The organism is Streptomyces sp. NPDC048257, assembly GCF_043201855.1.
GTDB lineage: Bacteria > Actinomycetota > Actinomycetes > Streptomycetales > Streptomycetaceae > Streptomyces.
Window position 1 is genome coordinate 91,693 of sequence record NZ_JBICZI010000003.1, and the last position, 17,432, is coordinate 109,124.

The following is a 17,432-nucleotide window of genomic DNA, read 5'->3' on the forward strand; positions in this document are numbered from 1 at the left end:
GGTCTCCGGTCACAGGTTGGGGCTGACGAACCGGCTGGCGAAGGAACGTTTCGGCTGGTCGGGGTACCCGACACGGCGGGCTTGACTCGCCGGCCGGCTCCTGGACGGCGATCTGTGTCCGAACCCGCTCCGGGAGCCGGATCCCTCGGCGCGACGACCCCTTCGACCCGCCTCGCATTGCCCCGAGATACCTCCCCATTGCATTTCTCGCCCTGGGTGACAGAAGGCGATTCAGCACGACCGATCGGACACTCGGCCAGATGTCGCCCGGGTCGACCTCCTACAGAGAGAAGACATGATTTCACCACGCTGGAGACGCATACTTCCCGGTCTCCTCCTCGCTTTCAGCCTCACCGCGACCGGTACCGCCGCCGCCGACGGCCAGGGCGCCGCCGGCAAGGCGCCGACGGCGCAGGCGTCCGCCCGTAAGGCAGGCAGCGCCGACCCGAACGGTCTGACCGGCGTTCACACTCCCAGCAAGACCCAACCCGCCACGGTGACTCCCGGGGAGAACTGCGAGCCCACGCCCGCCGGCTCCCGCGAGCGCAAGGCGGGAGCGGTGAAGGGCTGCGTCACCACGATCGCCACCCCGGCGACCCCGGCCGGGCCGAGGTCCCTCGCCGCCGCGCCGCCGGCGGCAGCCCCCGCTGCCGCCGCCGACTCGGGCAGCTGCGCACTCGCAGCCCCCAGGACGTGGTACCACAACCGCTTTGCCTACTGCGTGCACGGCCTGACCGTGCTGTACACGCTCAAGGACAGCAACGACAAGGTGATCGGCACCGGAACACTGGACGTTTCGAGCAGCGCCGTGCTGCCCGCCAAGGGCACGACGTGGAGCGAGCTCGTCAGGGTGACCATGACCGGTGCGACTCAGGCCGTGACGGCCCTGAGTGTGCGGTTCAGGCCTGCGTGCTCGGCCGGTTGCAAGGTCACCAAGTCTCCCCGGTGGACGAACAAGACCATAGTCAAGGACCAGGTCCTCTCCGGCGACGTGGTCTACGAATCCACCCCGGCTCCCGGCACGAAGGTCGACTTTGCGACGTCGTACGAGTTGTTCGTGACGTCTCCCGGCGCCCAGATCACGGACCCGAGCGCCTCCTGGAGCAACCCCGAGAAGATCCGCTGCGACGACGACGTACGGGATGCGGCCACCACCGGCACGGCCGACCCCGGCTGCGTCGTGCCCAGCATCATGCCGGTCGTCAGGATGAGCGACCAGCCGACCCCGGCGGGCGCGGGGGCCGCGGCGGCCGGCTACCTGTGGGCCCAGAGCAACCTCCCCGACGGCTGGGGACGCGCCAAGCCGCTGACCCGGGCACGGGGCGACATAGCCGGCCGGACGGCCCGGACCTGCGGAACCTTCCAGGCCCGAACGGACCTCGTTTCGACCGACAACTGCGGAGAGTTCCCCTTCGCGGTCACCCGTGAAGGAGGAACCGACGGCGCTCAGTGCGCCGAGATCCTCCCCCGTCACAGCACCCGCGGGGGCTGGGTCGTCGATGTGCTGGACGGCGGCACGAGCAGCCCTTGCGCGCGTGCTCATGTCCCGCTCGCGGACAAGCAGGCTGCTGAGGCCCAGCTCGCCGAAGGCTTCGCGAACCAGCGAGTGGTGGAAGACGACCAGTTCAAGGTCGAGATATCCGGTTCGATCGCCGAGCCGCAGGCCGTCTGCCGTCAGCGCGCTCCCGCCGGATCGGTCACATCCGGCAATGGGTGGATCAAGAACACCACCGAAGCGGTCCCCCACGTCAACATCAAAACCACCCCACCGGGTCCGCCGGGTACTCGGGCGGCCCAGGCGCAGGCGTGCCTCGGTACCGTGCCGCCAAAGGGTAGCGAGGCGGAGGGGGACATCACCGGCTGGGCGGACGCCGACCTGTTCCGCCAAGCCAACTCGACCACAGCCGGGCTCGCCCGGTGTCATCTGATACCCAACGTCCTCGGCGGCAAGGGTGGCAAGAACGACGGCGGACCGGACAATCTCTTCCCCTGCTGGCAGTCGGGGACGAACACCGGAACGCCCAGCATGCGGACCTACGAGGCCGCGGCTCAAAAGGCGGTGAGGGAGGTGAAGGACGGCGGCATCCTCGGGCCGAACGACGCGATCTTCTACCAGGTGACGCCGGACTACCGGAACAGCGACAGCACGATTCCGCAGGGGGTCACGATGAGCGCTAGGGTCGAACGGTCGGACGGAACGTCAGCGCCGCTGTTCCCCGACGTCTACATCACCAACACGCAGAAGAACACCGGGCTGCTGAACCTCGGCAACTAACCCACCTGATTCGCGCCTTCGGGAGCCGGAATGAGCCGTACCACCCCGCCGCGGCCGGTCGACGTCACCGCGGTCTTTCCTCAACTGGCCCCGCTGGCACGTCCGGCGATCCGGCTGCATCCCCGCCCCGGGTCTCCGACACCGCACGACAGCTCCGTCGGCGGGCCGCTGCTGTGGCCCGCCGACGAGCCGTGGCCCCACTGCGAAGAGCCGCACGGGTGGCTGGAGGAGGGCCCGAACGCCATGCTGCCCGTGGCGCAGCTGTACGTGCGCGACATACCCCTGCTGCGACCGCCCGGCCAGGCCGATCTGCTCCAGGTCCTGTGGTGTCCCTTCGAGCACGAGCCGGAGTACAAGCCTCCGACCGCGCTGTTCTGGCGCTCTGCTGCCGAAGTCAGCGACATCCTCGCCGAGCCGCCCGAGCCGATCGAGGAGGAGTACGACGGCTACAGGCCGGAGCCGTGCGTGCTTGCGCCGGAGCAGATCACCGAGTACCCCAACCCCATGGATGTGAGCAAGGAGCTGCAACAGCAGCTGGGGGACTGGAGCAACTGGCAGGCAGCCGGATCCGCTGTGGACAGCTCGTGGGCCCCCTACCCGGATTCGTTCTACGGGAGCGAGCTGTCCGTCGCCCCGGGCTGGAAGGTCGGCGGCTGGCCCCGGTGGGGTCTCACCGATCCCATTGCCCGGTTCTGCACCGGCTGTGGCACCAGGATGGTCCCCCTGCTGACCATCGCCTCGAACGAATGGGACAGCAGCAACACGGGTTGGGTCCCGTACGAGGATCAAGCCCTCGCCTCCCTCGACGACGCCCGTGTGGCGAACCCGCCCAAGGTTCAGGTTTCCCGGGGCAACCGCCTGCAGCTCTACGTCTGCCCGGAATCGCCGGACCATCCTCACACCGACCTGATCCAGTGAGTCAACCTCCGCACTGAGCGGCTCCCGCTGCCGCACGGACGCGCACCTCGGCCCGCCGTCTTCCCCTCGGCGCCGGTCCGGTGCGGCAGCGGGCGGCCGAGGGTGCTCCGCCTCCGCAGTCGGCTACCCCTGGGCAGGCCCTACCAGGGGAGCGGCGGCGCCTGACAGCTCCGCTGGAACGCAAGAACGGCTGGGCGCTTGCGGAGGAGTCCGGCCACGCGGCTCCCCCGCATGCGTCGTGCGCCCGCCGGGGACTACGGGACAGCCCTTAGGCGCGGAATCAGGGGCGGAAGCGCAGGGGGTGGTCCGGCGGGACCTCCACCACGACGATGCGTACGCCGTCGGGGTCGGCGATCCACATCTCGATCAGGCCCCAGGGTTCGCGCTGGGGAGGCCGCAGTACCTCGGCGTCCCGGCCGCGCAGTTCCTCGTACGCCGCCTGTACGTCCGCGACCTGGAGCCACAGCCGCAGGCCCGGCGCCGGCGGCGCCTCCGCTCGCCCCGAGAGTTCGAGGAAGCCTCCGCCGAGGAAGTACACCGTGCCGCGCTCGGGGCCGGTGCCGAACTCGCGGTAGACGGCGAGGCCCAGGGTGTCTCCGTAGAAGGCTCGCGAGCGTTCGGGGTCCGTGGGGCGCAGCAGAACTCTGCTGCCCAGTACGTGCACCATTCTTCAGCCTTTCCTCATGCGCGGTCGTACGCGGCCGTACGCGGTCAGGCACGGTCCTGCCGACGCCGGCGCAGTCGGCCCAGCCGGCCCGTGCGCCGTGTGCGGGTGTGCTGGTCGAGTTCTTCCAGCAGGCGCTGGGACCGCTTGTCCACGCCCAGTTCGTCGAGGACCCGGTCGATCTCGGTGAGCAGCGCGCCCCACAGCTGCCAGTGCGCCGGGTCCTCGCGGGCGGAGGCCTGCAGCAGGTCCGCGAGCCGGTCGCGGTGGGCGCGGGCCACGGCCAGCTCACCGGTCAGGCGGGCCTCCGCCTCTTCCGCGTTGGCGCTGACCTGCGCGGTGATGAGCTGGGCGAAGCTTTCCACGGCGATGGCCGTGTGCCGCAGCACCTGCCGGAGCGCGTCCGCGGCCCCCGGGTCGAAGAGCGGGCCGTCGGGGCGGGCCCTGGCCAGGTCGGTCAGGGTCCGGCAGGCGACCCGGAGGACCACCGCGCAGATCTCCAGGGTGTCCAGGCCGGTGCGCAGCACCAGCCGGAAGAGCAGGCCCTCCTTGACCCGCGGATTGAGCCGGAGACTGTCCTCGGCCTGCCGGAGGGCTGCGTCGACCTGGGCGATGTCGTTGTCGAGGCGGCGTGCCTCGTGCAGCCGGGCCGCGGCCTGTTCGACCCTGCCCGTTGCGGAGGGTTCCTCGCCGAGGTGGTCGAGCAGCCGGCTCATGCGCTGGGCGAGGTCGGTGATCGCGGCGCCCGCCGGGCCGACCCAGAGCGGTGGCGCCAGGAGGAGGTTGACCAGCAGTCCGACCACCGCTCCGATGATCGTCTCCAGCACCCGGTCCCAGGCCGTGTCCGTGACCTGGGTGACGCCGAGGACGAGCATGGCGCTGATCGCGACTTCGGGCACGAACTCGTCCACGCGTACGAGGTGGCCGACGACCAGGGACGCCAGGATCAACAGGCCGAGGCTCCACCAGGTCAGCCCCACCAGCGCGCTGAAGCCGATCGCGATCAGCACTCCGACGACCACGGAGTTCACCCGGCGGATGCTGGTGGTCAGCGTGGAGTACAGGGTGACCTGGACGACGAGCAGGGCGGTCAGTGGCGCGGTCAGGGGATTCGGCTCGCTGCTCAGGCGCAGCGCGACGACGTAGCTGATGACGGCCGCGGCGGTGGACCGCAGGGCCTGGACGGCGACCGGCTCGCGGCGGCGGCGTGCGACACGGGTGGCGAGGCTGGTGATCGTTTCCGGCATGCCGGGCGCCTTCCCGCTGCTGAGCCGGATGACGCATCGCGTGGCCGCCCGGGTCCGATCACTTCAGGATGGGTCGTACGAGCAGGGTGACCGGGCCGTTCGCGGGTAGGCGGAGGGTGTCCGGATTCCCTGTCCATGAGATCTGCGAGGGAGCGGCAGCCATGAGCGGTATGGAGAGCAAGCGTCAGAAGCCCGGAAAGGGTCGTGAGGAGCAGGTGCAGAAGGACCCCGGTCCGGATCCCGTACACCCCGAGGCCAGCAAGCCTGTCGCCGGCAAGACGCCGGAGGAACTGAGGCGGCTGCAGGAGCGAAAGATGACCCGTACGGGCGACGACGACTCGGAGTAACGACCTCCGGCCGTAGGTTCCGGGGCAGGGACCTACGACGAGGCCCTACGGGCCCTCGTCGTAGGTCCCTGCCTCGATCTCCAGGGCGAGCTCCTGGAGGACGGCGAGCGAGGACATGTCGGTCCGCCCGCTGTCGTGCACCATCGCGAGGCTGGTGAACGCCAGGCTGAAACCGGAGACCATCGTGTGCAGGGCGGGGCCGAGGGCCTCCGCGACGAGGGATGCCACCTGCTGGGGGGAGGCGTCGGCCGGCACCCTGATCGACGGCAGCATTTCGTTCAGGAGCAGCGTGGCCACACCGGCGGTCGGCTCCGGGCCGGCGCCTTCCTCCCCGGCCCCGCCGTTCTCCCCGTTCTCTCCCTCGCCGTTCTCTCCGGCTTCGGCAGCCCGGCGGATGTCCTGGGCGTCGGTGAGGATGCCGATCACTCGCTTGAGTACCTCTGCGCGTTCCATCTGCGGAGCGTAGCCCGCGCCCCCACCAGGCCCTGCCCCGGCTCCCCTTCACGGGGCGTCAGCCCGGATCGGGGCGGCGCGGGCGTGTAGCCGCGACGCCGCGGGGCAGGCGCGCGATGACGGAGCACGGATCGACGAAGGGAGCTGTTTCACCCATGTCTGAGAACGTCTGGGATTACCACATCACCGTTGGCCGCCTTGAGGATGTGGACCTGTCCGGCTACAAGGTGGAGGCGACCGACGGCAGCATCGGAAAGGTCGACAAGCACTCCGACGAGGCCGGATCCGCCTATCTGGTCGTGGACACCGGCCCGTGGATCTTCGGCAAGGAGGTCCTCCTCCCGGCGGGCACCGTCACCGCCATCGATGTGGAGGACGAGAGGATCCATGTCGCGCTGACCAGGGAACAGGTCAAGGACGCCCCCGAGTTCGTACGGGACCAGCACCTGCAGGACGTCGACTACCGGCAGTTGCTCGGCGGCTACTACGGCTTCGTCCCGCCCCGCTGGCGGTGATCGGGGGCCGGAGAGACCCCTCGCCGGTCACCGGAGGCGCCGGGCCGTGACAGCGGCCCGGCGAGCGCGCGGCTGAAGCCGTCGCCCCCATGCGCCTGCCCAAAGGCCCTTCCTCTTCTTCGTCGATCGTGGTGCGCATAATTGGTGCGACAGCGCGCGCGAGTGATGCAACCATGGTGCACCTCTCGACCACAGGAAGGGCATTCGCCATGGATCAGCTTCCCCCTCACCCCGACAGCGAGCGGTACTCCGTGACCCTGTGCCCGCCGGCCGTCACCGTCGTCTCCGAGCTGACGGCCGCGAGCGGCGTCAGCAAGTCCGACGTGATCAACCGGGCGGTGCTCCTCCTCGGATTCATCGAGCAGGAGCGCGCCAAGGGCAACGATTTGATGATCCGCGACACCTCCGGCGCCCTGGAGCGCATCCACATCATCTGAACGCCCTGGCACTTCGGGCATGCGGGGCCCGCGCCCCGCACGGACCTCTGCGTTCCAGGGCCTGGAGCACCGGTACGAGCACGGCTCATACTGGGCGCATGGCAAGGGCGAGGGCCACCGTCCAGCGGATCAGACGGCAGGCCGGCGAGGCGGTCTTCCTGCGCGTCGCCGGGCCGGACGGGCGGGAGAACAGGGCGCGGATCCACACGACCCCGGGGCCACGGTGGTTCGCGCCGGACCGGCCGGTGCGGCGGGTGCACGGGGACGCGTCGATGTTCGTCGGCGGGCTGGCCGCCCTGCTGCTGCAATCCCTGCATCCCGTCGCGATGGCCGCCGTGGCGGCGCACTCGGGTTACCGGGGCGACCCCTGGGGGCGCCTGCACCGGACCAGTACCTTCCTGGCGGTCACCACCTTCGGCACGAGCGACGACGCCGAGGCGGCCGTGGCCCGCGTACGGGAGGTGCACGCGCGTATCCGGGGCCGGACGGCCGACGGCGTACCGTACCGGGCCGACGACCCGGAGCTGCTGACCTGGGTGCACATCGCCGAGGCGGACTGCTTCCTGCGGGCCCATCAGCGGTACGGAAGGCGCCCGTTGGACTCCGCGGGCTGCGATGCGTACCTCGCCGACACGGCGCGCGTGGCCCGCGCCCTGGGCGCGGACCGGCCGCCGGAGAGCGGACACGAGCTGGCCCTGCGGATGGCGCGGTACCGGCCCGATCTGCGGCCGACGGCGGCTTCCCGGGACACCGCCCGGTTTCTGCTGACCGATCCGCCGCTGCCGGGGGCCGCCCGGCTTCCGTACGCGCTGCTGGCGGCGGCAGCGGTGGATCTGCTACCGCCCTGGGCGAGGACCGCCGTGGCCGCCGACGCGCCCGCGGCCGCCCGGCTTCCGCCCCTTGCCGCTCGCGCCGGCGGCCACGCCGTGACCCGGGCGATCCGCTGGGCACTGCCCCCTGCTCCCCCACCGCCCCCGCGCTCGCTCCCGCCCGGCCGGGGGTGACCTCTCAGTACTCCTCGTCGGGGTAGCCCCAACGGATCTCCGGCTTGGCCGCGGGCGCGACGTCGGCGACCGTCGACGCGAAGAGTCCCTCGAAGTGCGGTTGCCAGAGGTAGAAGCGGGAGATGCCGAGCGGGAAGTCGGAGTCCCCGGAGACGAAGGACGAGCCGTCGTCGTCCACGGCCACCCCGATGGTGACCTGGTCGGCTATGTCCTCCTCGTCCATCAGTTGTTGCAGGGCGCGGACGATCTGCCAGGCCTGCGGCTCGTCGGCGACCCTGGTGACGGTGAAAGCAAGATCGATGTTCACTGACATGCCGGAAGAATAGGCGGAGCCACTGACATGCGACCTGCCCGTCACGAGCGGGGCCGGGGCGAGCGTGCAGCCCGTACGGGCCGGCCCTCAGGGGCGGGTGGCTGTCACGACGTAGTAGTCCAGGATCTGCTGTTCCCAAGCGGCCAGGAAGTTCCGGGGCCAGGTGCCCGGTGCCCAGAGGCGGGAGAGCCAGCGGTCCCAGCCCGGCCAGACCTGCGGGCCGATCGAGGCGACCCGGACGTCGGCGAAACCGGCTTCCGCGAGGGCCTCCTCGAGCCGCGACACGGGGCGGGCGATGTCCAGGCCGCTGGCGAACGAGTCGAGCAGCCCCGCGAGGCGTTCCGCGGGCTCGAGCGCGCCGCCGACCGTGAAGAAGCTGGTGACCGCCACCAGGCCGCCGGGGCGCAGGACCCTCGCCGCCTCCCGCGCGAACGCGGGCAGGTCCGGGAAGTGCTGGGCCGCCTCCACGCTGTAGAGGCAGTCGAATTCCGCGTCGCCGAGCGGCAGGTCCTCCGCGGCCCCGAGCACGAAGCGCAGCCGGGCGGGCTGCGCTTCGAGGAGCGAGGAGTTGGCTTCACGGGCCCGCTGGAGCTGCTGGGGGTGGATGTCGACCCCCGTGATGACCGAAGGCCCGTACTCCTCCAGCGCGAGGGCGCACCCGAGGCCGAGACCGCAGCCGACCTCGACGGCCCGGCCGCCCCCGGGGGCCGCCGCGTCGAGGACGTGCCGGTAGAGGTCCTGCTCGCTGCGGATCCGGTCGCCCTGCGACAGAGGCCGTTCGAGATCGACCGCCTTCCAGTAGCCGAAGTTGATGAACCCTCCGGCGAACACCGGAACGGCGCTGAGATCGGCCGGCCCGTACGTCTCCCACACCTCGGGCCGCACGACCGGAGCGGACTGCTCCGTGGGGTCACCCGACGACGACACCCCACCACCTCCTCGTGACGGGGGTTTGTACCCCGAAGTCCTCAGTGTGGCCGGTGGACCCCCGGTCGCGACAGAGGACCCGCCCCCGCCCGACCCCGATCGTCGAGGCGGAAGCCCGCAGCCCTTCACACCTCAGCCCGTGCGAATGGTTCGCTGTTTACCGAAATCATGGGGCATCCTGGACGTATGAACGAGACGCATCCCGGGCCGGCGCCCACGTGCGGGCCGGCCCCCGGGGCCCTGCTGGCCGCCTTCGCCGCCGCGCTCGCCGACGAGACGCGGGCCGCGATCTGCATGACGCTGCTGGAAGGGCGCGCCTGGACCGCGGGCGAGCTGGCCCGCATCACCTCGGTGGCGCCCTCCACCATCAGCGGCCACCTCACCCGACTGCTCGAGGCGGGCATCTGCGCGACCGAACGGCAGGGGCGCCACAGTTACGTGCGCATCGCCGACGCCGCGACCGCCCGCCTGCTCGACGCACTCGCCTCGCACGCGATTCCGGACCGGGACGCGGCGCACGCCGTGCCCGTGGTCTCCGCTCCGGACCCGCTGGCCCGCGCCCGGACCTGTTACGACCACTTCGCCGGGCGGTTCGGCATGGCGGTGACCGACGCGATGGAGCGGCGCGGGCTGCTGCGCACGGAGGACGTGTTCGAACTGACCGACGCCGGCCGGGCCTGGTGCGCGGAGGCCGGCATCAGCCTCGCCGGCGAAGGGCGCAGGCGGCTGGCGAGTTCCTGCCTGGACTGGACCGAGCGCCGTCGCCACCTGGGCGGCCTCGCCGCGGCGCGCCTGTGCGCGCGGGCCTCGGACGAGAAGTGGGTGGTGCGTCCGGCGGGCGGCGGGCGGGGACTGGAAGTGACCGATGCCGGGGAGCGGGCCTTCCACGACCTGCTGGGAATCACGCCGGAGGCGTGGAGCTGAGCCCTGGGTTCGAGAAACGCACCGTGGTTAATTCGGTCGACACCGAAATGTTGGCGTCGTAGGCTGGGCTTATGACGTTCCGCTCTCGTCCGATCCCGCCCGGCGTCCTCACGGTCGGGGCCGTCACCTTCACGGTGTTCGCCTGGGCCTCCGCCTTCGTTTCCATCCGCAGCGCGGGGGCCGCGTACTCACCCGGCGCCCTGGCCCTCGGCCGGCTGCTGGCCGCTTCCCTCGTGCTCGCCGTGCTGCTCCTGGTACGCCGGCAGGGCCTGCCACCGCGCGAGGCCTGGCGCGGAATCCTGGTGTCCGGTGTGGTGTGGTTCTGCGGCTACACGATCGCACTGAACTGGGGTGAACGACTGGTCGACGCGGGTACGGCGTCGCTGCTCGTCAATATCGGGCCCATCCTCATGGCGCTCCTCGCGGCCCGCCTCCTCGGCGAGGCGCTGCCCCCGCGCCTCCTGGTGGGCATGGCCGTCTCCTTCGCCGGAGCCGTGGTCGTGGGCCTGTCGATGTCCTCCGGCGAGGGCGGCTCGACCTCGGTGCTGGGGGTCGTCCTCTGCCTGCTCGCCGCCGTGGCCTACGCGACCGGCGTCATCGCCCAGAAGCCCGCACTCTCCTACGGCACCCCCCTCCAGGTCACCGCCTTCGCCTGCCTCACGGGGACCGTGGCCTGCCTCCCCTTCACGGGTCGGCTGCTCGCGGAGATCCCTGGGGCCCCGGTGTCCGCGACCCTGAACATGGTCTACCTGGGCGTGGTGCCGACCGCCCTCGCCTTCACCACGTGGACCTACGCCCTGGCCCGCATGCCCGCCGGCAAGCTGGGTGCGACGACGTACGCCGTCCCGGCCATCGTCGTACTGCTCAGCTGGGGTCTCCTGGGCGAGGTACCCGCATGGCTGACGCTCCTCGGCGGGGCGCTCTGCCTGGCCGGGGTGGCGGTGTCCCGCTACGCACCGCGCTCCCCGCGCACTCCCGCCGAGGACAGTCCCCTCGGCGCCGGTCGGACCTGACCCGGACCTGACCGAACGGCGCCCCTCCCGCACGGTCGTTTCCGCTCCCGCATCACCTCTGCTCACGCCGTCCCTGTACCGGGACCTCGTCGCGGGGGCGCCGACGGAGGCCGACCACGTCCTGACCGACCTCACCGTGCGCGCCCGCGCGCTGGGCGTGGCCACTCCCCTGCTGGACCTCGCGGCCCTGCAGCTGCGGATGCACGAACACCGCCTGGCCACCGGAGGCCGCTGAGGCGCCTCGCCCCCGCGGAGCCGGAGCCGGACCCTCCGTACGGCCTCACCCGGATGCCCGGTCCAGTGGGCATCCGGGCCGCCGGGCCTTTGACTGGGACGGTCCGGTGAGTCGCAGGTCCGGCAGATACCCGTGGAGGCATGGTGACGGCGGTCGCGTGGATGCGTGGTGCGGCAGGTGCGGTGGCGCTGTCGGTGGTGGCGCTCGGCGCCGCGGGCTGCTCGGGCGGCGGCGACGGCGATCCGTCCGGGGCCGTGTCGAGCGCCGCGTCGGCGGTGAAATCGGCCGGCGAAGCGGTCTCGTCGGCCGCGGCCGAGGCCGCGCGGGCCGCCGAGTCCGCGGCTGCCGTCGCGAAGGACAAGCTCGCCGAGGTGAAGGGCGGGGTCGATGCCAAGGGCCAGGTGTCCTTGGGCACGGTGGCGACCGGCACCGACGGGTACACGACGGTCCCCGTGACCGTGCAGAACACCGACGACGCGACCAAGTCCTTCGCGGTGCAGGTGGAGTTCAAGGACGAGGGCGGCAGTCTCGTCGACACCGTGGTCGTGACGGTCACGGACGTCGCCGGGAAGGGCACGGGCCAGGGGACGGCCCGCAGCACCCACAAACTGTCCGGCACGGTGACGGCGCAGACCGGTACGGCCCTGCGTTACTGAGCCCCAGCCGCTACGGGCGACCAGGGCTCACGTCCTGCGGCTGTCCGCAGCCCCGTCGGGGTTCGATCTGACCAGGTGTGCCGGCCCGCGCCGTCGGATCGCGGCGGTCGGCAGGGGTCAGCAGTTGTCTCCCACCGCGTCGATCTTCGAGCCGAAGCGGCCGCTGTAGTTGCTGGCGTAGTCGCCGGTACGGACCGGCCGGCAGTCCTTGCCCTTCGCCCAGTCGATGAACGCCCCGCTCCGGTTGGCCCGGAACGACCCCACGTGGTCCACGAACCGGCTGGGGAGGTCCACGTAGCCGCCACGCCAGACGTAGAGCTCCCCCGTCCCGTCCTGGTACCGCCACAGACAGATGGCGTTACCGGGGCACGTGGGCAGGGCCTGCGCGGGGGTGGTGGAGGTGAGTGAGACCAGCGCCACGGCGCCGGCGACCAACAAGGTGCGTAAGTGACGTGCCCTCATGTGGATCCTCCTCGTTCGTACCGTTTGCCTCCCATCGTCCTCGCCGGGGCGCGGGCAGGGGAGACAACGCCCCGATGTTCGGGGACTCTTCACCACATCCACTCTTTTCGGGACGGGCGCGTCGTCGCCCCGACCGCCACCGGCGCCGTACGTGCGGTATACGTCATGGGGGCTTACCCGATGCCGGTGAAGGAAGTGGTTGCCGTGGAACGAACCACCTGCTGTGTGGTGGGCGCAGGGCCCGCCGGAATGGTGCTGGCCCTGCTGCTGGCCCGGGCCGGGGTGGAGGTGACCGTACTGGAGAAGCACGGCGACTTCCTGCGCGACTTCCGCGGGGACACCGTGCACCCGTCCACCCTGTCGCTGCTGGACGACATCGGCCTGGCCGAGCGCTTCGCCCGGTTGCCACAGCGACGGGTCACCTCGGTACAGCTGCCCATCGGGCCGGACCGCTCCCTCGTCACGGTCGGGAACATCGGCGCACTGCACGGGAAGTACAACTACATCGCGATGGTGCCGCAGTGGGACCTGCTCGACCTGCTCGCCGACGAAGCGCGCCGGGAGCCCTCCTTCCGGCTGCGCATGAACACGGAGGCGACCTCCTTCCTGATCGAGCGCGGCAGGGTCACGGGCGTGCGGTACCGCACCGCGGACGGCGGCACCGGCGAACTCAGGGCCTCGTTGACCGTGGCCTGTGACGGCCGGGGCTCGCTGGCCAGGGCCCTGCCCGAGCTGGGGCTGGAGGACTTCGCGTGCCCCATGGACGCCTGGTGGTTCCGGCTGCCGCGCAGCGAGGAGGACCCCAGCGGGCTCGTGGGGGGCCTCGGGGAACGGTTCTTCACCGCCCTCATCGACCGCGGCGACTACTGGCAGTGCGCGGGGCTCATCCCCAAGGGAACCGATGCCGAGCGCCGCGCCGAGGGGCTCGAGCGCTTCATGGCCCAGTTCACCGAAGCCGTCCCCTGGCTGGCCGACCGGGCGCACGCCGTCACCTCATGGGACGAGGTCAAGCTCCTCGACGTACGGCTCGACCGGTTGCGCCGCTGGCACCGCCCGGGGCTGCTGTGCATCGGCGACGCCGCCCACGCCATGTCTCCGGTCTTCGGCATCGGCATCAACCTCGCCGTGCAGGACGCGGTGGCCGCGGCCCGTCACCTCGTGGGCCCGTTGCGCACGGGCACCGTGGGCCTCCGGGACGTACGCCGTGTACAGCGCCGCCGCCTGCCCACGACCGTGGCGACCCAGGGCCTCCAGCGCCTCGCCCACACCCAGGTCATCGAGCCGCTGCTGGCCGGCCGCGTCGCGTTCGGCGATCCCCGGCGGGCCAAGCGGCTGACCGAGCTCCTCACCGACTCGCGCTGGCTGAACCGGCTGCCGGCGTACTTCCTCGCCTACGGGGCCCTGCGCGAGCGGCCGCCCAGGGAATCGCTCCGCTGACCTGACCTCTGGCCCTGCCCTGCCCTGCCCCGCCTTGCCCCGCCCCGCCCCGCCCTGCTGTACGAAACGGCAGGCATGGCCGGAAAGCGACGGATCGGAAGGTGTGGACATATAGCCTCACTCTCCACAGCAAGGACGATGCGGATCGATGACGCGCTTCGACGACCTGCTTCGACGACGTGCTCCGGGAGGCACCATGAGTGAGCAGCAGCCGGCCCTTCTGCCCTACGCCGATCCGGCCTTCGTCGCGGACCCCTTCCCCCTGTACCGGCAACTGCGCGAGGACGGCCCCGTGCGCCGCGTCGTCATCGCGGGCGGCCTGGACGCCTGGCTCGTCACCCGGTACGAAGACGGGCTCGCGGCGCTGTCCGACTCCCGCCTGAGCAGCGACGTACGCGACGCCTCGGACACCCGGCTCCTGCGGCAACTGCCCGAAACGGAACGCGAGTCGATGCTGAGCAACATGCTCCGCAGCGACCCGCCCGACCACACCCGCCTGCGCCGCCTGGTCTCCAAGGCGTTCACCGCCCGCCGGGTGGCCGGGATGCGGCCGCGCATCCAGGCCCTCACCGACCAGCTGCTGGATGCGGTCGTCCCGGCCGGCCGCGCCGATCTCGTGGCGGACTTCGCGCTGCCGCTCCCGGTCACGGTGATCAGCGAACTGCTCGGGGTTCCGGTCGACGACCGCCACGACTTCCAGCACTGGGCCGACCGGATGATCAGGCGGGGCGCGGAGGCGCCGGATCCCGCCGTCGTGAACGAGGCGTGGCAGCACATGCGCGCGTACGTGACCGGGCTCATCCACGCCAAACGGGCCCACCCCGGCGAGGACCTGCTCAGCGGCCTCATCACCGCCCGTGACGAGGAACAGCAGCTGAGCGAGGACGAGTTGATCGCCATGGTGTTCCTGCTGCTGGTCGCGGGCTACATCACGACGGTCAACCTGATCGGTGGCGGCATCGCCATGCTGCTCGCCCACCCCGACCAGCTCGAGCTGCTGCGTTCCGACTCCGAGCTGCTGCCGGGCGCGATCGAGGAGTTCCTCCGCTACGACGGCCCCGTCAGCCCCGGCATCGCGCGGTTCGCTCGCGAGGACGTCGAGATCGCGGGTGTGACCGTCCCGCGCGGCGCGACCGTACTGATCGGCGCGGCACTCGCCGACCGCGACCCGGCGCGCTTCCCCGACCCCGACCGCCTGGACCTCACCCGGCCGGACAACGCCCACCTCGCCTTCGGCCACGGCATCCACTACTGCCTGGGGGCTCCGCTGGCCCGGCTGGAGGGTCAGATCGCCATCGGTACGGCCCTGCGCCGGCTGCCCGGGCTCGCGCTCGCCGCGCAGCCGGACGACGGGATCCGCTGGCGCCCCGGCGGGCTGCGCGGTCCCGAGAGCCTCCCGGTGACCTTCAGCCCGGGCGGCTGAAGCCGGAGCCGGCCGCCGGGGCGGGTTCAGCCGCCCCCCGCGGAGAAGTGCTGGTAGTCCGGGGGGCTCCAGCGTCCACCCCAGTACCAGCCGGCCTCCCGGAACGCCCTGATCAGGACGCCGTCGGGGGTGATCATTCCGGGGGTGACACGGCTCCGGTCGAGATGGGTGCGTCCGTTCGGGGGACGGCTGGTGCCCTGGACGTCGACGTACGGGTTCTCCACCGGGTTGATGTCGATGGCGTCGCCCCAGGCGTGCCGGGACAGCCGGTCCGGGTCCCCGGTGACCTGCCGGCAGTTGAAGGCGGAGGTGTTGTCGTCGGCCATGGCCGCGATGTCGCTGCCGCCGTACGCGGCCGTCACCCGCATACGGCGGATCGGGAAGCGTGCGGCGAAGGCCTTGCCGAAGACCTGCAGTACGGGGTCCACCACGTCCTCGTGGACCACCAGCTCACCACGGTGCACCTTGCCGTCGAAGCCCCAGTGGTTCATCCGTACGAGCCTCAGCCGCTCCGGCGGGACGGGACACCCGGCATGGTAGGTGGCGCCCAGCTTCTCCCGGGGAACGGCCGTGACCTGCGCGGAGAGCGACTTCGCCGCGGGCTCGGGCCCGACCTGGAAGCGCGACCCGGACTTCGCCGCCGTGCAGGACAGCGCGGTCGCACACAGGGTGCCGGCCAGGGCGACGCAGGCGAGGCGATGGCTCACTACTCCACCGTAGGTTCGCCCGGCCCTCCGGGCATGCCGGAGTCCGCATGCCCGGTCACTGCCGGGTCGCTGCCCGGGGCGGCTTCGGGGTCCGCGGGCGGGCGGGGGCGGGCCCGGGCGGCGAGTACGGCCACGTCGTCCTCCGCGTGGTCGGCGTCGAGGCCCTCCACCACGGCGTCCACCACCGCGGTCACCCCCGCCCCCACCGGCAGCCGCACCCCCGCCAGCCTGGCCAGTGAGACGTCGATGTCCTCGCCGCGCCGTTCCACCAGCCCGTCGGTGAACATGAGCAGGGTCTCCTGCGGGGTGATGGCACGCGTAACGGCTTCGTAGCCGCCGACGCCGGTGCCCAGCGGTGGGCCGACCGGCACGTCGACCAGCGCGGCCGAGCCGTCGGCCCCGAACACCGCGGGCGGCAGGTGGCCGGCGCTGGCGAACATCGCGACACCGCGCGCGGGGTCGACCCGTACGAGCAGGCAGGTCGCCGGCCTGCGGGCCGGGTCGCCGGCTGCCAGGGCGTCGAGCCGGCGCAGCACCCGGTGCGGGGCGAGGTCCGTGGACGCGACGTCCCGCAGGGTGGAGCGGTACGCGTTCATGTCCACGGCCGCGTCGAGCCCGTGGCCCATCACGTCGCCGACCACGAGCAGGGTGCGGCCGTAGTGGAGGCGGATGGTCTCGAACCAGTCGCCTCCCACCAGCGCCCGGGGCCCGGCCGGCAGATAGCGGCCGGCCATCTCCAGATTGGGGTGCGGCCGGCCCGGTTCCGCCACGAGGGCCCGCTGGAGGTGCGAGACCGTGTCCTCCGTGGCGGCCAGCTGCCGCGCGTGCCCCAGGTGCACGGCGGCCAGCCGGGCCGAGAAGTGGATCGTCGCCGCCTCGTGGTCGCTGAAGCCCGCCCGGGCCCGTACGACGGTCAGCACGCCGTGAGCCCGGTCCCGGTCCCGGTCCGGCAGGGGGACCGAGAGGACGTGGACCGGAACGCCGTCGGCGACGGTCGCCCACTCGGAGAGCCGATGTCCACCGTCCGTCGCCCGTACCGAGGGCGACGCTGCGGTCCCCGCGGTCAGCAGCCGGACGGCGCCCGCGGTCGCCACGCGGAGGGAGCCGCCGTCCTCGGCGACGAGGTCCACGGCGACCGCGTCGCACACGTTCCGGAACAGGAAACCGGCCAGCTCCTCGCAGGTGGTCGCCGCGTCGAGGGCCGTACCGATCTGCCCGACGGCGGCCTCGGCCGCCCGGACACGCTTCCACAGCCCGTCCCGCCCACCGCCGGGCCCGTCGGGCTCCCCGTCACGCTGCGGCAACAGACCTCCTCGCCCCGGACTTCCGAAGCAGCCATTCCAGCAGGAGTACAGGTCACGGGCACGCACGCCGCGCCCCGTGGGGTGCCCCGTGGCACGGCTCCGAGGGCAGGGCCACCGGGTCGACCGCTCCGCCCTGCCGGAATCCGGAACCGCCACCACGCCGATATTCGC

General features: G+C 72.0%; 20 protein-coding genes. 12 read left to right on the forward strand and 8 right to left on the reverse strand.

All coding sequences use genetic code 11. The features are described from left to right. Positions 1 to 295: 295 nt before the first annotated feature. Together ACGFZK_RS07855 and ACGFZK_RS07860 are read left to right on the forward strand one after the other, a co-directional pair. Positions 296 to 2,275, forward strand: a complete 1,980-nt coding sequence (locus ACGFZK_RS07855) for a hypothetical protein (protein WP_393847979.1) — start codon at positions 296 to 298, stop codon at positions 2,273 to 2,275. 30 nt (positions 2,276 to 2,305) lie between these two features. Beyond that, positions 2,306 to 3,193: a hypothetical protein gene (locus tag ACGFZK_RS07860; protein WP_393847980.1), complete on the forward strand. Its 888-nt coding sequence runs from the start codon at positions 2,306 to 2,308 to the stop codon at positions 3,191 to 3,193. Positions 3,194 to 3,473: 280 nt separating this feature from the next. On the opposite strand, the gene ACGFZK_RS07865 is transcribed toward ACGFZK_RS07860, so the two are convergent. Both ACGFZK_RS07865 and ACGFZK_RS07870 read right to left on the reverse strand, forming a co-directional pair. Next, a complete protein-coding gene (locus ACGFZK_RS07865; protein WP_393847981.1) occupies positions 3,474 to 3,860 on the reverse strand; it encodes a VOC family protein in 387 nt (128 codons plus the stop codon). Positions 3,861 to 3,904: 44 nt separating this feature from the next. After that, on the reverse strand, positions 3,905 to 5,104 hold the full coding sequence (locus tag ACGFZK_RS07870) for an aromatic acid exporter family protein (RefSeq protein WP_393847982.1): 1,200 nt from the start codon (positions 5,102 to 5,104) through the stop codon (positions 3,905 to 3,907). Between the two features lie 161 nt (positions 5,105 to 5,265). On the opposite strand from ACGFZK_RS07870, the gene ACGFZK_RS07875 reads away from it, so the two are divergent. Next, entirely contained in the window at positions 5,266 to 5,451 is a 186-nt protein-coding gene (locus tag ACGFZK_RS07875; protein WP_393847983.1) for a hypothetical protein, read from the forward strand. Between the two features lie 45 nt (positions 5,452 to 5,496). Here ACGFZK_RS07875 and ACGFZK_RS07880 read toward each other — a convergent pair whose 3' ends face one another. Beyond that, on the reverse strand, positions 5,497 to 5,904 hold the full coding sequence (locus tag ACGFZK_RS07880; protein ID WP_393847984.1) for a hypothetical protein: 408 nt from the start codon (positions 5,902 to 5,904) through the stop codon (positions 5,497 to 5,499). Positions 5,905 to 6,059: 155 nt separating this feature from the next. Here ACGFZK_RS07880 and ACGFZK_RS07885 point away from each other — a divergent pair, with 155 nt between their 5' ends. From ACGFZK_RS07885 to ACGFZK_RS07895, 3 genes are all read left to right on the forward strand, one after another. Beyond that, entirely contained in the window at positions 6,060 to 6,419 is a 360-nt protein-coding gene (locus ACGFZK_RS07885; protein ID WP_393847985.1) for a PRC-barrel domain-containing protein, read from the forward strand. Positions 6,420 to 6,628: 209 nt separating this feature from the next. Beyond that, positions 6,629 to 6,856, forward strand: coding sequence for a hypothetical protein (locus ACGFZK_RS07890; protein WP_393847986.1), 228 nt, complete (start codon positions 6,629 to 6,631; stop codon positions 6,854 to 6,856). A gap of 98 nt (positions 6,857 to 6,954) precedes the next feature. After that, on the forward strand, positions 6,955 to 7,860 hold the full coding sequence (locus ACGFZK_RS07895; RefSeq protein ID WP_393847987.1) for an oxygenase MpaB family protein: 906 nt from the start codon (positions 6,955 to 6,957) through the stop codon (positions 7,858 to 7,860). Positions 7,861 to 7,864: 4 nt separating this feature from the next. Here ACGFZK_RS07895 and ACGFZK_RS07900 read toward each other — a convergent pair whose 3' ends face one another. Then, entirely contained in the window at positions 7,865 to 8,173 is a 309-nt protein-coding gene (locus ACGFZK_RS07900) for a hypothetical protein (RefSeq protein WP_393847988.1), read from the reverse strand. Between the two features lie 87 nt (positions 8,174 to 8,260). Further along, a complete protein-coding gene (locus ACGFZK_RS07905; protein ID WP_393847989.1) occupies positions 8,261 to 9,100 on the reverse strand; it encodes a class I SAM-dependent methyltransferase in 840 nt (279 codons plus the stop codon). 186 nt (positions 9,101 to 9,286) lie between these two features. Here ACGFZK_RS07905 and ACGFZK_RS07910 point away from each other — a divergent pair, with 186 nt between their 5' ends. From ACGFZK_RS07910 to ACGFZK_RS07925, 4 genes are all read left to right on the forward strand, one after another. Next, positions 9,287 to 10,024, forward strand: a complete 738-nt coding sequence (locus tag ACGFZK_RS07910) for an ArsR/SmtB family transcription factor (RefSeq protein ID WP_393847990.1) — start codon at positions 9,287 to 9,289, stop codon at positions 10,022 to 10,024. A gap of 71 nt (positions 10,025 to 10,095) precedes the next feature. Further along, positions 10,096 to 11,037, forward strand: a complete 942-nt coding sequence (locus ACGFZK_RS07915) for a DMT family transporter (protein ID WP_393847991.1) — start codon at positions 10,096 to 10,098, stop codon at positions 11,035 to 11,037. 58 nt (positions 11,038 to 11,095) lie between these two features. Further along, complete coding sequence (locus tag ACGFZK_RS07920) at positions 11,096 to 11,272, forward strand: ketopantoate reductase C-terminal domain-containing protein (protein WP_393848483.1); 177 nt, start codon at positions 11,096 to 11,098, stop codon at positions 11,270 to 11,272. Between the two features lie 140 nt (positions 11,273 to 11,412). Continuing rightward, complete coding sequence (locus ACGFZK_RS07925; RefSeq protein ID WP_393847992.1) at positions 11,413 to 11,928, forward strand: hypothetical protein; 516 nt, start codon at positions 11,413 to 11,415, stop codon at positions 11,926 to 11,928. A 117-nt stretch (positions 11,929 to 12,045) separates the two neighbouring features. Here the strand turns inward: ACGFZK_RS07925 and ACGFZK_RS07930 are convergent, their stop codons facing one another. Beyond that, a complete protein-coding gene (locus ACGFZK_RS07930; RefSeq protein ID WP_393847993.1) occupies positions 12,046 to 12,390 on the reverse strand; it encodes a hypothetical protein in 345 nt (114 codons plus the stop codon). Between the two features lie 204 nt (positions 12,391 to 12,594). Here ACGFZK_RS07930 and ACGFZK_RS07935 point away from each other — a divergent pair, with 204 nt between their 5' ends. Next, a complete protein-coding gene (locus ACGFZK_RS07935; RefSeq protein WP_393847994.1) occupies positions 12,595 to 13,827 on the forward strand; it encodes an FAD-dependent oxidoreductase in 1,233 nt (410 codons plus the stop codon). A gap of 196 nt (positions 13,828 to 14,023) precedes the next feature. Then, positions 14,024 to 15,250 carry a cytochrome P450 gene (locus ACGFZK_RS07940; RefSeq protein ID WP_393847995.1) on the forward strand — a complete coding sequence of 409 codons (1,227 nt, stop codon included), beginning with the start codon at positions 14,024 to 14,026 and terminating at the stop codon, positions 15,248 to 15,250. Between the two features lie 26 nt (positions 15,251 to 15,276). Here the strand turns inward: ACGFZK_RS07940 and ACGFZK_RS07945 are convergent, their stop codons facing one another. Together ACGFZK_RS07945 and ACGFZK_RS07950 are read right to left on the reverse strand one after the other, a co-directional pair. Next, positions 15,277 to 15,957 carry a M15 family metallopeptidase gene (locus ACGFZK_RS07945; RefSeq protein ID WP_393847996.1) on the reverse strand — a complete coding sequence of 227 codons (681 nt, stop codon included), beginning with the start codon at positions 15,955 to 15,957 and terminating at the stop codon, positions 15,277 to 15,279. Next, positions 15,957 to 17,261: a PP2C family protein-serine/threonine phosphatase gene (locus tag ACGFZK_RS07950; RefSeq protein ID WP_393847997.1), complete on the reverse strand. Its 1,305-nt coding sequence runs from the start codon at positions 17,259 to 17,261 to the stop codon at positions 15,957 to 15,959. Before ACGFZK_RS07950 ends, ACGFZK_RS07945 begins: the two co-directional genes overlap by 1 nt. Between the last annotated feature and the right edge of the window lie 171 nt (positions 17,262 to 17,432).